The sequence below is a fragment of the Prevotella sp. P5-126 genome (genome assembly GCF_002251185.1).
Lineage (GTDB): Bacteria > Bacteroidota > Bacteroidia > Bacteroidales > Bacteroidaceae > Prevotella.
On the sequence record NZ_NPIZ01000053.1, the window covers coordinates 140,944 to 155,181 of the forward strand.

Here is a 14,238-nt window from a genome sequence, read left to right on the forward strand (position 1 = left end):
AGATTACAGCCGTGTGACAACCTTGTTACATTTCTGTTACAGCGCTCGACTGTAACACGTTCTTAACATGTTCGACACTTTTCCGTAACACCGTCATTTTACCTTTGCAGCAGAATAACAAAACAAACAAAAAATGAAAGACAATTATTACATTATGGATGAAAAGAAAGCAGATCACATCCGCACTATAGTGGGATGGATCAGATTGGCAATCCTCGTTGTACTCTTATATATTATAGGTACAGCTATCTGTCACGCGCAACAACGAGACAGCTTGGTAAACCTACACGGTGTGTTGCGCGGTAAATACGAGTATCAACCGGAGATGAATGCTGGACGATTTGAGGTGAGAAACGCACGAATGAGTATCAGCGGTAAACTGTCGAAACGGTCGGAATACAAACTGGAGGTCGATCTATGCGACGAATCATCCATCAAGATGAAGGACGCATGGGTAAGACTGTTGCCATGGAAACAACTGCGAGTCAGCATCGGACAACAGCGTTTGCCTTTCACCATCGACGCACACCGCAATCCTGCCAACCAGTATTTCGCCAACCGTAGCTTCATCGCCAAACAGGTGGGAGATATGCGCGACGTGGGACTGCAACTGGGATATACCTTCAAAAACAAAGAGGGACGAACTCTGGCAATTGCAGATGCGGGAATGTTCAACGGTAGCAACCTCGACAACCAAAAGACTGCATGGAACAAAGACTTGAACTACTCTGCACGACTGCAATGGTTTCCAGTAGAAGGACTGGCTATCGTGCCTAGCATTCAGCATACTGCTATTGCCGACCGAAAAGCTGAATATACATCGCTTGACTTCGGCGCTTTCTACGAAACTAACGGATGGCACCTCGAAGCTGAATACCTACACAAACAATATGCACACGATGCTTTCGACGACTGTGACGCCGTGAACGCCATGGTCATCTACAAAATGCCGATAAAAAGCAAGGACTGGTTCATGCAAAGCGTATCATATCTGGCTCGTTACGACTATATGGGCAACCATGCTGACGGTAAGAAAGGATTTGAACTCGATGCGGACAACAACGAAACCACACGATTGAAAATCAGCGACTATGCACGCCATCGCATGACACTGGGACTGACCTTCGGCATCCGCAACCCATACCTGCCCACAGAAATTCACCTCAACTACGAGCGGTATTGGTATCCCAACGGCGGTATTGCCAAAGAGAGTGAACAAGATAAACTGGTGGCCGAACTGATGATTAAATTCTAATCATCAACGGCCAACCAGTCGTATTTACCCCAAATCTATTGGTATGATTGGCTTGATCTTGTATTTTTTGGAAGATGGATATTGTTCGGCTTTGAATGAATCATAGCATGCTATGACAATTACAAAACGGACTAAAATCACCTCATAAGAAACAAAAGACTGCAATAATCATATAGATGGTCTAATGACCGATTGGGGCTTAACCAAAAGGCGTTTGAGAGGTCATTCTACAGGACGCACCAAATGGCGCATGGCATGGCCACCCCATTGGTTGTCGTCAACATAGCGGAATCCGCAAGATAAATATAGGCGTTCGGCATTGGGATTGCCTTTATCTACAAGCAGACCAACACCAGGAAGGCCCATCTGACGTGCTCTTTCCAAGGAAGCATTGAGCAAATGGGTGGCAATGCCACGACCACGATAGACGGGATCTACTGCCAAACTGTCGATATAAAGTTCGCCTGCCTGCGTCTCATCATCGAGATTGGAATGATCCCGATGCAGATATTCAAGGGCATAACGCACAAACTGCTGGCGCAACTCACGGAGCTCGCCGCCATCATAACACACTAACGCACCTACCACACTATCGCCATCCATAGCCACCAGCGTGTTGCAATAACTATACTGGCTGTCTTCGCGCTCCACCAGCAACGTCATCATCGTGAGAAAATCATCAATCGTGGCACCCTCACCACAGAAGTGAAGACAGCACTCTTCCGTCATTGCCATCATCACCAATCGTGCAATGGCTGCCGACTGCTCAATACGGGCAGGACGTATTTCTATCATTGTTTTGTTATTCATGCAACAAAGATAGCATATTTTTTCTATAAAACAACCATCATTCCGCCGCTATCGTTGGATAATTGCAAAAATAGTCTTACTTTTGCACAAAATAACTACAACGTAACAGAAAATGGCATTAAAAGTATTACGCGACCGCATCCTCAAGGATGGAAGATGCTTCGAAGGAGGCATACTCAAAGTAGATAGGTTCATCAACCATCAGATGGACCCTTACCTGATGAAACAGATTGCTGTGGAGTTTATCAAACGTTTCGCACACAAGCCCGTCAACAAGATTATCACCATAGAGGCTTCTGGCATTGCGCCGGCTATCATGTTGGGATATATGATGGAGCTGCCTGTGGTGTTTGTCAAGAAGAAAAAACCTTCGACCATGAACGATATGTATTCCACCACCGTAACATCGTTTACCAAACAACGTGACTATACCGTTGTGATCAGCAAGGAATATCTCGGTCCGGAAGATCATGTGCTCTTCATTGACGACTTCTTGGCATACGGAAATGCTGGTAAGGGTGTGGTTGACCTATGCCGACAGGCTGGCGCTACTATAGAGGGCATGGGATTTATCATTGAAAAAGAGTTCCAACACGGAAGGGAACTGCTCCAGAAAGAGGGTATCAGTCAGATTGAGTCGATGGCGATTATTGAATCGCTCGACAACTGCGAAATACGCATCAAAAACGACTAAAACAACAATCAGCAATACCATCTTTCGGTCAAACGTCCGATTACGAGATAAAAAAAATCGCCCCATCCGCATGATTACGGATGGGGCGAACTTATAAGAAGGGGATTTCTATCATTTGCGATTGACTTTCATGATAGTGCAACAGGCCTACTCTTTGTTGGTTTCAGGTGCTGCATACTTGCGACACTCAGTAAACTTAACGCCTTGCAACAACTTCTTGATGCGCACGCGGGTATTGACAGTTACAACCTTTCCATCAACAGTACGAGTCAGAGACATGGGCTCGGTGACGGTTTCGGGGATGAAACGGATCTTCTTCTTGCGTATGTTGGTGGCAGAAAAGTCGGCTGCCTTTTCCACACAGGAAGTGGAAATGGTGGGCTTGAAGATGCCCAAGCCTTCGATGCGAACCGCATTTCCGTTGTCGAAAGACTGACGAACGGCATTCTTCAACTCCTTCAGTACGGCATAAACATCCGACTCCTTGACTGATACGTTTTGCTGGATGAGGTCGGCAAGAGTATCGGTATCGACAATAGACTTGATTACTACACGACCAAAATACTTTCCATAGGCGCTGTTCTTTGAATTGTTGTTCTTGTAAACTTCGTAATTAATGCTCATAGTGTTTTTCTTTTAAAGGTTAAACTTGTGTTTTTTCTCTTGCGTGTCTGACGTCTGACTTGCGATTGCAAAGGTACAACATTTTGCAAGCGAAAGCAAATATTGTATAGCCACACTACATACCCACTTTTTTGCCATACCATATATTTTGCATCAATAAACCCCTATTTTTTGTGCCATTTACACCTTAATAAAATATAAAAGGCTATCGGTTTTAATTCTTATTCTCTTATGTTCATATAGCTCTTATAAAATGGTACAAACGGAAATAATAGGCAGAAGAAAAAGAAAAAACATATGTTGGCAACAAGATGAAGGGGGACGATGCCTATGACATACGTGACATCACGACAAAAGCTGTAGTAACAGAGAAAGTGGTGACGACTGAAGAAAGACGAACTAACCGCGGCTTTCACGGTCTTTGATGATGGCGGAGAAATTGTCGATGGCCCATTGTATCATAGGACGACAGGCTTCCATAAACGAACAAGCACGTGGTGTCATGCTATATTCTGTGCGTGGTGGCACTTCAGGATATACCTTACGGATAATGAATCCATCGGCTTCAAGGTCACGCAGCGTGGTGGTAAGCATCTTTTGTGATATGTCGGGGATGGATTTTTGGAGTGCTGAAAAGCGCATAGGTTCGTGGTGTTGCAACAATTCGTGCATCACTATCAACGACCATTTTGCACCTACACGTGCCAAGATATTGCGCACGGGGCAATTGGGAAACATTTCGTTTAGAAACATTGTGGTAGTATCTTCCATAAACATGAACGGAGAAGATGCACGTTTATTGTCTTCCCCGCCTTGGTTTTTAATTATCCTGCGTGTGTTTGCTTATTCTTCTACTACACCATCGGTGGCTGTATATTGTTCAAGAGAACCTTCTTTGGCTTGTATGCAGATATATACTAAGGGAGTGTTGCCAGTATTCTTGGTACAACGGCTTACGGCCGGTGCAATTCTCACCAGACTGCCAGATGCAACGGGTTCTTCTATGCCATCAAGCGTAAATACACCTGTTCCACTAACTACGATATAGAGTTCTTCGTTTTGTTTGTGGTAGTGATTGAACGGAATAGCCTGACCGGGCGCAAGCGTTCCAAACGATACTTCCATTCCGGTAGTACCGACGATGTCTTTCACAAAGGCCTTACCTTCAAAGGTGGCGAGGTTTCCTACTGTAGCTACGGTGTAGCCATTGCCTGTTTTCTGTAATTCTGTCTGATTCATATACTTTGTATTTGTTTGGTTTGACGCTGCAAAATTACTACGTTTCTACCTTTCCCACAAGAGGGCAATCAGAAGATAGTTACTTACCTTTAAGTAACTATTGTTGAGTGTCTGCAGGTTACACAAGACATATTTATGATACATTAACTTATAGCAAAATGGCGATATAAACTTGCTAACAGTGATAGCCAATGGAGTAATTACTACGAAGATGATGGTCAACGGCTCTACAATACCCATAGAAAGCATTTATAGGCGCGCTAAGCGGGCATAGCACGACTATCCTTAGGGAATACCTCATTTTCCTATAAAACACCACACAGGCCATTTATGCAACGTGTGACAATACCATTGCACAATGGTTGATAAGATCTTTGCGCAACGGTTGGTAAAACCTTTATCCAATGGTTGCAAGATCTCTGTCAACGTTTGATAAGACTTTGACCAACGTTTTGCAATATCCTTGTCTAACGTTTTGCAATACTTTTGCCTGTGATTTGGGAAAGCGAAAAATAACGTTCGTTTAGAGGACGCTAATGCTATAAACAAGTTATTGTCGGGTGGTGGATGTGTGGTCGAAGTGTGGTCGAAAACACGAGTAAATGGGCATCGACCACAACATTAAAGATATAATTGCCAAAGAATTATGGTATAGGTGTGGTCGAGTGGTCGGAAAAAACCGAAAACCGACATTTCTGTATGCGCCTTTGCACCACCCTACTGCTTGGTGGGGATGATATTTGAGGAATTTAGGATTATTGCTTATGCTAACCAACAGATAGGGACGGGAAATGAAATGAACCGTATCATGTCCAATAGGGACTGATACGGTTCAAGTGATAAATTATCTATGAATCAGATCAATCGGCAAGTTTTGCCTTGATCATCTCACGATTCAGACGTGCAATGTTGCTGATGGTCTCGTTCTTCGGGCAAACTGCTTCGCAGGCACGGGTATTGGTGCAGTTACCAAATCCGAGTTCGTCCATCTTGGCAACCATGTTCTTCACACGGCGTGCAGCCTCTACGCGACCTTGTGGAAGGAGTGCGAGCTGGCTAACCTTAGATGATACGAAGAGCATGGCAGAACCGTTCTTACAAGCGGCTACGCAAGCACCACAACCGATGCATGAAGCGCAGTCCATAGCCTCGTCGGCGTCTTCCTTCGGGATGAGGATAGCGTTGGCATCCTGAGCCTGACCGGTGCGCACGGTGGTGTATCCACCTGCCTGCATGATCTTATCGAAGGCTCCACGGTCAACCATACAGTCTTTGATAACGGGGAAGGCTGCCGAGCGCCAAGGCTCTACGGTGATAACGTCGCCGTCTTTGAAGCGGCGCATGTAAAGCTGGCAGGTGGTGGCGCCACGTTCGGTCTTACCGTGTGGTGTACCGTTGATATAGAGCGAGCACATACCGCAGATACCCTCGCGGCAGTCGTGGTCGAATACGAAAGGCTCCTGGCCTTCGTTGATGAGTTCCTCATTGAGGATATCCAGCATCTCGAGGAATGAGGTGTCATCGGGGATGTCCTTCATCTCGTGAGTATCGAAGTGGCCCTGGTCTTTGGGTCCGTTCTGACGCCAGAACTTGATGGTAAATGATATATTCATGATGCTTAGTTCTTATAGTTACGTGTTTGTACCTTGATTGCCTCATACTCCAGTGGCTCTTTGATGAGTTCGGGTTCGTTGCCTTTGCCCTTGTACTCCCAGCAACCTACATAGAAGTAATTCTCGTCGTCGCGCTTAGCTTCGCCTTCCTCGGTCTGATATTCCTCGCGGAAGTGTCCACCGCAAGATTCGTTGCGTGAAAGAGCGTCGAAAGCTACGAGTTCACCCATGGTGAAGAAGTCGCGGAGGTGGATGGCTTTGTCGAGTTCGACATTGAGCCCTTCCTTCTTACCGGGCACGAAGAGGTTGGTGTCGAACTCTTTTTCGAGCTCGTGCATCTTCTTCAAACCTTCCTTCAGTCCCTCTGCGGTGCGACCCATACCTACATATTCCCACATGATGTGGCCGAGTTCTTTATGGATTGAGTCAACTGAGCGCTTACCCTTGATGTTGAGCAGACGGTCGATTTCAGCGTTGACAGCCTTCTCAGCTTCCTCAAATTCGGGAAGATCTGTGGGAACCTTTGCCCATACAGCCTGGTCGGCCAGGTAGTTCTGGATGGTGTAAGGCAATACGAAGTATCCGTCGGCCAGACCCTGCATCAATGCCGAAGCACCGAGGCGGTTTGCACCGTGGTCAGAGAAGTTACACTCACCAATGGCGAACAGACCGGGGATGGTGGTCTGCAGCTCGTAGTCAACCCAGATACCACCCATGGTATAGTGGATGGCGGGATAAATCATCATGGGCTTGTAGTACTTCACACCGTTGATTTCGTTGGCTACATCGCCAGGGAATACGTCGGTGATTTCCTCATACATATCGAAGAGGTTGCCATAACGCTGCATGATAACGTCGAGGCCGAGACGGTTGATAGACTCAGAGAAGTCAAGGAATACGGCAAGTCCGGTATTGTTTACACCGTAGCCCTTGTCGCAACGCTCCTTTGCTGCACGTGAGGCTACGTCACGGGGTACGAGGTTACCGAAGGCTGGATAGCGACGCTCAAGATAGTAGTCGCGGTCTTCCTCTGGAATTTCCCATCCCTGCTTGGTGCCAGCCTGAAGGGCTTTAGCGTCTTCAAGTTTCTTAGGAACCCAGATACGTCCATCGTTACGGAGTGACTCTGACATCAGGGTCAACTTAGACTGCTTGTCGCCGTGTACGGGGATACAGGTGGGGTGAATCTGTACGTAAGAGGGGTTTGCGAAGTATGCGCCCTTGCGGTAGCACTGTACTGCTGCGGTGCAGTTACATCCCATAGCATTGGTAGAAAGGAAGTAGGTGTTTCCGTATCCACCAGTAGCGATTACTACGGCATTGGCGGTGAAGCGCTCGAGTTCGCCGGTCACAAGGTTCTTGGCGATGATACCGCGTGCACGTCCGTCAACGATTACTACGTCTTCCATTTCATAGCGGGTGTAGAGTTTCACCTTACCAGCTTGTACTTGGCAAGAGAGTGAGCTGTAGGCACCGAGCAGAAGCTGCTGACCGGTCTGACCCTTTGCATAGAATGTACGTGATACCTGTGCACCACCGAACGAACGGTTGGCGAGCATGCCGCCGTACTCACGTGCGAAAGGTACGCCCTGAGCTACACACTGGTCGATGATATTGTTTGACACCTCTGCCAGACGATATACGTTGGCTTCGCGGGCACGGTAGTCACCGCCCTTTACGGTGTCGTAGAACAGACGATATACTGAGTCGCCGTCGTTCTGATAACATTTGGCTGCATTGATACCGCCCTGTGCTGCGATAGAGTGTGCACGACGGGGAGAATCCTGAATGCAGAGGTTGATAACATTGAAACCCATCTCACCCAAAGAGGCTGCGGCAGAAGCACCGGCAAGACCGGTACCAACCACGATGACGTCGAGTTTCAGTTTATTCTTTGGGTTGACCAGACGCTGATGAGCCTTATACTCTTTCCATTTGTCGGCTACTGGTCCGGCAGGGATTTTCGAATCTATTTGTTTTGCCATAATTCAAAAGTAATTAAAGATTTGACATTAATCCTGCTCTATACTACCACAGGCTGGGAGCAAGTCCAGCAGCGAAAGCTACTACTACTGCTATGAAAGCAAGGATGAGCAGAGTCACATAGATGTTGCCGATAACGCGCCAACGGTTGAACCAAAGTTTGCCGCTGATACCGATAGTCTGCATGGCTGACCAGAATCCGTGGGTCAGGTGGAACCACAGAGCTACCAACCAAACGATGTAGAGCACTACATAGACTGGGTTCTGGAACGTGTCGATGATAAAGGCGAAACCATCTGAAGGCAGATGACCCATGGTGGTACCGATAAGCTCGGCAAACATCATGTTGTACCAGAAGTTGAACAAGTGGAGCAGCAGACCCAGTACAACGACGATTCCCAGAACGAGCATGTTCTGAGAAGCCCATTCTACCTTTGCGGGCTTTTCTGTCTCAGCATAACGCTCCGAACCACGGGCAGAACGGTTCTGTGCGGTCAGAATGAATGCATAAACAATGTGAATTACTGCCAAGGCAGCCAATCCCAAGGTAGCTACTACAGCATACCAGTTGGCACCAAGAGCTTCACAAATCCAGTTGTAAGCCTCGCCAGAGAACAGCGCAACAATGTTCATGCATCCGTGGAATGTCAGGAACAGGATCAGCGCGATACCCGTTACGGACATCACAACCTTACGACCAATTGATGAATTGATTAACCACATAAAATGTTGAAATTTAATTAATTAAATATTTAATTTTGTTGTTTATACAAAGGAACTTTGCCTCACGGCATATTCGCACAATACCCACTAATAAGTAAGCTTTTGCGCTTTCTGCCGACAAAATTACTAAAAAACAATGAACCACGCAAACGTTTTCGTTAAAATCATCACAATATTATATATTATACTATGTATTGATGCGCGCTATTTCACTTTGTATTTTTGAATAATTCTATCGTTTCGTTTACCTTCGGGATGCATTCGGGATGCATTCGGGATGTTATCATAAGCCATACGCGGTTAGTCTGATGCAAATATGTGAAAAGCCTCAAATAATTCTGCTGTAAGTCCCAACTAAGTCCCAACTAAGTCCCATGATCTTGCGGACAACAATGGGAAAATATTGGGAGTAACAACCTACCTGCATAGTGGGTCACACAATCTATCAAACCTATCGCCTGCTCCACAAACCACCGCTTCAGCCTCTTACTACAATACAGAAACCAATCGTATCAGACTGCATAATATGCTTTTTTAATACTTTAGTACACTACTTGAAAACTTTTTTTGTAATTTTGCACACGGAATAATAAAACATCAATCATCTATGATTCTTCATTACGACGTACTGGTGATAGGAGGCGGACACGCTGGATGCGAGGCAGCATGCGCTTCGGCAAACATGGGAGCAAAGACTTGTCTCGTCACCATGGATATGAACAAAATAGCACAAATGTCGTGCAACCCGGCTGTGGGAGGCATTGCCAAAGGACAAATCGTGCGAGAAATAGACGCGCTCGGCGGACAGATGGGTCTCGTGACAGACGCTACTGCCATTCAGTTTCGTATGCTCAACAGAAGCAAAGGACCTGCCATGTGGAGTCCACGAGCACAATGCGACCGAGGAAAATTCATTTGGGAATGGAGAACCATACTCGACAAAACCGATAATCTCGATATTTGGCAAGACCAAGCAGACGAACTCTTGGTGGAGAACAAATGTGCCGTAGGTGTGAAAACAATATGGGGTGTGGAACTGCGTGCCAAAGCGATCATCATCACAGCGGGCACTTTCCTCAACGGACTGATGCACATCGGACGTACCATGGTGCCGGGTGGACGTATCGCAGAACCGGCAGTTCCCCACTTTACCGAAAGTATTACCCGACACGGAATTCGTTCAGAACGCATGAAAACGGGAACTCCTGTGCGCATAGACCGCCGTTCGGTAGATTTCAACGAGATGGTAGTTCAAGAAGGAGAACACGATTTTCACCAATTTTCCTATATGGGCAAACACAGAGTGTTACCTCAACTGACCTGTTGGACTTGCAACACAAATGCTAAGGTGCACGAGATTCTGCGCTTTGGACTTAAAGACTCTCCTCTTTATAATGGACAGATTCAATCCATAGGTCCACGCTACTGCCCTTCGATAGAAACCAAGCTCGTGACGTTTGCAGACCGCGAACAGCACCCGCTGTTCCTCGAACCAGAAGGAACCGACACCAACGAAATGTATCTGAACGGCTTTTCATCATCACTCCCGATGGAGGTACAAATAGAAGCCTTGCGACAAATTCCTGCTTTCCGTAACATCAAAGTCTATCGACCTGGTTACGCCATCGAATACGACTTCTTCGACCCAACCCAACTGAAACATTCGTTGGAATCGAAAATCATATCTGGACTGTTCATGGCAGGACAGGTGAACGGAACAACAGGATACGAGGAGGCTGGCGGACAAGGTACCATTGCCGGAATCAACGCCGCTATATGCTGCACAGGAGGCGAACCGCTCGTTCTGCATCGCGACGAAGCTTATATCGGCGTACTCATCGACGACCTCGTCACAAAAGGTGTCGACGAACCCTACCGCATGTTCACTTCAAGAGCAGAATACCGCATTCTGCTCCGACAAGATGATGCAGACGCACGCCTCACCGAGAAGGCTTACCAACTCGGCGTGGCTAAAACAGACCGATTCAACTGGTGGATGGAGAAGAAACAATGCATCGAAGAAATCGAAAGATTCTGCCAAACATTCCCCATTAAACCCCGTCTCATCAACGGAGCGCTGGAGGCAATGGGTTCTACTCCACTCGTCTATGGTTGCAAACTTGAAGACTTGATCACACGACCCGAACTCAACATCGACAAACTTGAGGAGGTCATTCCCGAACTGAAAGAGCAACTCGACCGCTTACCAAACCGCAGAGAGGAAATCAAAGAGGCTGCCGAGGTACATATCAAATATAAAGGTTACATCGAGCGCGAGCGTATCGTAGCCGACAAAATGCACCGTTTGGAGAATATCCGCATCAAAGACCACTTCAATTATAACGAGCTTCAGCAATTAAGCACAGAGGCAAGACAGAAACTAACTGCAATAAACCCCGAAACACTCGCGCAAGCAAGTCGCATACCTGGCGTATCCCCCAGCGATATCAACGTGTTACTCGTGCTGTTAGGAAGATAAAGTTTCACGTGAAACAACAACAATATTAAATAAATTACACGATTATGAACAACCCAGTATTATTGGAAAATCTTCGATGCATTCCGGATTTTCCGAAGAAAGGCATTAATTTCCGCGACATAACAACACTCTATAAGAATCCAGAGTGCATGAAGATTATGGTCGATGAAATGTATGAACTATACAAAGAGAAGGGAATCACCAAAATTGTAGGCATCGAAAGCCGCGGTTTTGTCATGGCCGCTGCCCTCGCTACTAAACTCGGCGCAGGTGTTGTATTGGCAAGAAAACCTGGAAAACTCCCCGCTACGGTTATCAAAGAGTCTTTTTCTAAAGAGTACGGAGTAGACACCGTTGAAATGCACATCGACTCTATCGATGAAAACGACGTAGTTCTTATCCACGACGATCTACTTGCCACCGGTGGAACCGCAAAGGCAACTTTGAAACTCGTGAACCACTTCCATCCCAAGAAAGTATATATGAACTTTATCATCGAAATAACCGACGAAGGACTGCACGGACGCGATTGCCTTGAAAAGGACGTAGAAGTAACAACCTTGATGGTTATTTAAATCATTCTCATACACCCCTGTTTCACGTGAAACAACAGCAACATGACTAAAGAAGAGAACGAGGCGCGCATTGCAAGACTAAAATCTATTGTGCTGAATATGCCAGAGAAACCGGGCAGCTATCAGTACTACGACGAAAATGGCACTATAATATATGTAGGCAAAGCCAAACGCTTAAAATCGCGCGTCTCGTCCTATTTTCACACAGAAGTAGATCGTTTCAAGACAAAAGTACTTGTATCGAAGATTCACGATATAAGCTATACGGTAGTAAATACCGAAGAGGACGCGCTATTATTGGAAAATTCGCTCATTAAGAAGTATAACCCTCGATACAACGTACTACTTAAAGACGGCAAGACCTACCCCAGCATTTGCATCACCAAAGAGTATCTTCCTCGTATTTTCAGCACGCGTACTATCAATAAGAAATGGGGAACGTATTATGGGCCATATTCTCATGTGGCTTCGATGAATGCCGTGTTGGATCTTATCAAAAAGCTCTATCATCCCCGCAGTTGCCGTTTTCCCATCACCTGGGATGGCGTAGAGCAACGTAAATATCAGGTTTGCCTGGAATACCACATGAAGAATTGCGGTGCGCCATGCATTGGCAAACAGAGTATGGAAGACTATCAACGTAACATCGAACAGGCCCGCGAGATTCTAAAAGGCAACACGCGTGAGGTTTTACGCGCCATGAAAGACGAAATGATGGCTTTGGCGGAGGAATTACGGTTTGAAGAGGCAGAAGAAGTGAAACGTCGATATTTGCTCATCGACCAATTTGTTTCGAAGAGCGAAGTAGTAAGCCATACGATTAATAATGTTGATGTACTTACGATTACTAATGACGAAAAAATTGCTTTCGTCAACTATATCCATGTAGCGAATGGCGCAATCAACCAGAGCTTCACATTTGAATATAAGAAGCGCTTGGATGAAAGCGATGAAGAATTGCTTCAATTGGCGATTGTAGAGATGCGTGAACGCTTTCAAAGCAATGCGCGGGAGATTATACTACCACAGGAAATAAACTGCAATCTGGAGGGAGTAACCATTACTGTGCCACAACGCGGCGACAAGAAAACGCTTCTCGATCTTTCCCTTATGAACGGGAAACAGTATAAATTTGACCGACTAAAGCAAGCAGAAAAGTTAAATCCTGAACAAAAATCAGTACGACTGATGAAAGAAATACAGGACGCACTCCATTTGCCTAAACTTCCATATCAGATAGAATGTTTCGACAACTCCAATATTAGCGGTACAGACGCCGTGGCTGCATGCGTCGTTTTCAAGAAGGCAAAACCTTCAAAACAAGACTATCGTAAGTATAATATAAAGACTGTGGTTGGTGCAGATGACTACGCAAGCATGAAGGAAGTAGTTGGTAGGCGTTATCGTCGTCTGATAGACGAACAACAACCTCTACCTGATCTCATTATTGCCGATGGTGGAAAGGGGCAGATGGAGGTTATTCGCGAAGTCATTCAAGATGAATTGAAACTAGACATTCCTATCGCAGGATTGGCAAAAGATGACCGTCACAGAACTAATGAACTGCTCTACGGATTTCCACCAAGGGTAATTGGAATGAAGACAGACTCAGAACTGTTCCGACTTTTCACTCAAATACAAGATGAAGTGCACCGTTTTGCCATTACATTCCACCGCGACAAGCGTTCCAAGCACCAACTCCACAGCGAACTTGACGATATTAAAGGTATTGGTCCTAAAACGCGAGACAGTCTCTTGAAGGCTCTAAAAAGCGTAAAACGTATTCGCGAAGCAGACTTAAATACCCTAAATAAGATTGTGGGCGAAGCCAAAGCAAATATTATCTTTGAGCATTTCAACAAACCATAAAGCATGCACAAAAAGATCGGTCTGAGTCAATAACCATGCAGCATAAGTTAAACCAGCAAAGAAACATGCCCGAAAAACGCTTTAATTTGCCGCTCAGAGACAACGAGCAACATATATAGAGAGTTTATCCACAATACTAATCAAACGGCTTTAGATAGAAAAAAAAGCATATTCATTAACAAAAAAAAACAACCAAAGTAATAGTTAAACAAACCTATCATTTTAAAAACCTTTATTATAATAGTAAGGAGTAAGACAACGCTTACTTGATATATCGCTCACTTAATCGTACCTCTGGGACTACAGCGCTTAGATACAAACATTCGGAAATAAAAAAGAAAATGGGATTTTCTTTTGTATTTCGCTCACTTAAT

The 14,238-nt window shown here is 45.6% G+C and carries 12 protein-coding genes; 5 read left to right on the forward strand and 7 right to left on the reverse strand.

The window, feature by feature from the left end; translation table 11 throughout:
* Positions 1–133: 133 nt before the first annotated feature.
* On the forward strand, positions 134–1,255 hold the full coding sequence (locus CIK90_RS05545; RefSeq protein ID WP_094464549.1) for a porin: 1,122 nt from the start codon (positions 134–136) through the stop codon (positions 1,253–1,255).
* A gap of 222 nt (positions 1,256–1,477) precedes the next feature.
* Here the strand turns inward: CIK90_RS05545 and CIK90_RS05550 are convergent, their stop codons facing one another.
* Positions 1,478–2,050 carry a GNAT family N-acetyltransferase gene (locus CIK90_RS05550; protein ID WP_094464603.1) on the reverse strand — a complete coding sequence of 191 codons (573 nt, stop codon included), beginning with the start codon at positions 2,048–2,050 and terminating at the stop codon, positions 1,478–1,480.
* Positions 2,051–2,177: 127 nt separating this feature from the next.
* On the opposite strand from CIK90_RS05550, the gene xpt reads away from it, so the two are divergent.
* Positions 2,178–2,759, forward strand: a complete 582-nt coding sequence (gene xpt / locus CIK90_RS05555; protein WP_094434844.1) for a xanthine phosphoribosyltransferase — start codon at positions 2,178–2,180, stop codon at positions 2,757–2,759.
* Positions 2,760–2,906: 147 nt separating this feature from the next.
* Here the strand turns inward: xpt and CIK90_RS05560 are convergent, their stop codons facing one another.
* The 6 genes from CIK90_RS05560 to CIK90_RS05585 all read right to left on the reverse strand — a co-directional run bounded on the left by CIK90_RS05560 (position 2,907) and on the right by CIK90_RS05585 (position 8,941).
* Positions 2,907–3,383, reverse strand: coding sequence for an HU family DNA-binding protein (locus CIK90_RS05560; protein ID WP_094391555.1), 477 nt, complete (start codon positions 3,381–3,383; stop codon positions 2,907–2,909).
* Positions 3,384–3,782: 399 nt separating this feature from the next.
* Positions 3,783–4,121, reverse strand: coding sequence for a helix-turn-helix domain-containing protein (locus CIK90_RS05565; protein WP_254046288.1), 339 nt, complete (start codon positions 4,119–4,121; stop codon positions 3,783–3,785).
* Positions 4,122–4,226: 105 nt separating this feature from the next.
* Positions 4,227–4,622 (reverse strand): cupin domain-containing protein, encoded by a 396-nt coding sequence (locus CIK90_RS05570; RefSeq protein ID WP_094391557.1) that lies wholly within the window; start codon positions 4,620–4,622, stop codon positions 4,227–4,229.
* Positions 4,623–5,482: 860 nt separating this feature from the next.
* A complete protein-coding gene (locus tag CIK90_RS05575) occupies positions 5,483–6,235 on the reverse strand; it encodes a succinate dehydrogenase/fumarate reductase iron-sulfur subunit (protein WP_094391558.1) in 753 nt (250 codons plus the stop codon).
* 5 nt (positions 6,236–6,240) lie between these two features.
* Positions 6,241–8,220 (reverse strand): fumarate reductase/succinate dehydrogenase flavoprotein subunit, encoded by a 1,980-nt coding sequence (locus tag CIK90_RS05580; protein WP_094391559.1) that lies wholly within the window; start codon positions 8,218–8,220, stop codon positions 6,241–6,243.
* A 43-nt stretch (positions 8,221–8,263) separates the two neighbouring features.
* Positions 8,264–8,941, reverse strand: a complete 678-nt coding sequence (locus tag CIK90_RS05585; RefSeq protein WP_094391560.1) for a succinate dehydrogenase/fumarate reductase cytochrome b subunit — start codon at positions 8,939–8,941, stop codon at positions 8,264–8,266.
* Between the two features lie 607 nt (positions 8,942–9,548).
* On the opposite strand from CIK90_RS05585, the gene mnmG reads away from it, so the two are divergent.
* Genes mnmG through uvrC form a run of 3 tightly spaced genes read left to right on the forward strand, consistent with a single transcriptional unit; the run spans position 9,549 to position 13,864 of the window.
* On the forward strand, positions 9,549–11,420 hold the full coding sequence (gene mnmG, locus CIK90_RS05590) for a tRNA uridine-5-carboxymethylaminomethyl(34) synthesis enzyme MnmG (RefSeq protein ID WP_094464550.1): 1,872 nt from the start codon (positions 9,549–9,551) through the stop codon (positions 11,418–11,420).
* A 44-nt stretch (positions 11,421–11,464) separates the two neighbouring features.
* The gene (locus CIK90_RS05595) at positions 11,465–11,995 is read left to right on the forward strand and encodes an adenine phosphoribosyltransferase (RefSeq protein ID WP_094464551.1); all 531 of its coding nucleotides are present in this window, start codon (positions 11,465–11,467) and stop codon (positions 11,993–11,995) included.
* A gap of 42 nt (positions 11,996–12,037) precedes the next feature.
* Positions 12,038–13,864, forward strand: coding sequence for an excinuclease ABC subunit UvrC (uvrC, locus tag CIK90_RS05600; RefSeq protein WP_094440105.1), 1,827 nt, complete (start codon positions 12,038–12,040; stop codon positions 13,862–13,864).
* Positions 13,865–14,238: the final 374 nt, after the last annotated feature.

Bases quoted from the DNA above. Each gene is read 5' to 3' on its own strand.
- mnmG (WP_094464550.1), top strand. From the start codon at position 9,549: ATGATTCTTCATTACGACGTACTGGTGATAGGAGGCGGACACGCTGGA.
- CIK90_RS05560 (WP_094391555.1), bottom strand. From the start codon at position 3,383: ATGAGCATTAATTACGAAGTTTACAAGAACAACAATTCAAAGAACAGC.
- CIK90_RS05570 (WP_094391557.1), bottom strand. From the start codon at position 4,622: ATGAATCAGACAGAATTACAGAAAACAGGCAATGGCTACACCGTAGCT.
- uvrC (WP_094440105.1), top strand. From the start codon at position 12,038: ATGACTAAAGAAGAGAACGAGGCGCGCATTGCAAGACTAAAATCTATT.
- CIK90_RS05545 (WP_094464549.1), top strand. From the start codon at position 134: ATGAAAGACAATTATTACATTATGGATGAAAAGAAAGCAGATCACATC.
- CIK90_RS05580 (WP_094391559.1), bottom strand. From the start codon at position 8,220: ATGGCAAAACAAATAGATTCGAAAATCCCTGCCGGACCAGTAGCCGAC.
- CIK90_RS05565 (WP_254046288.1), bottom strand. From the start codon at position 4,121: ATGTTTCCCAATTGCCCCGTGCGCAATATCTTGGCACGTGTAGGTGCA.
- CIK90_RS05550 (WP_094464603.1), bottom strand. From the start codon at position 2,050: ATGATAGAAATACGTCCTGCCCGTATTGAGCAGTCGGCAGCCATTGCA.
- CIK90_RS05585 (WP_094391560.1), bottom strand. From the start codon at position 8,941: ATGTGGTTAATCAATTCATCAATTGGTCGTAAGGTTGTGATGTCCGTA.
- CIK90_RS05595 (WP_094464551.1), top strand. From the start codon at position 11,465: ATGAACAACCCAGTATTATTGGAAAATCTTCGATGCATTCCGGATTTT.
- CIK90_RS05575 (WP_094391558.1), bottom strand. From the start codon at position 6,235: ATGAATATATCATTTACCATCAAGTTCTGGCGTCAGAACGGACCCAAA.
- xpt (WP_094434844.1), top strand. From the start codon at position 2,178: ATGGCATTAAAAGTATTACGCGACCGCATCCTCAAGGATGGAAGATGC.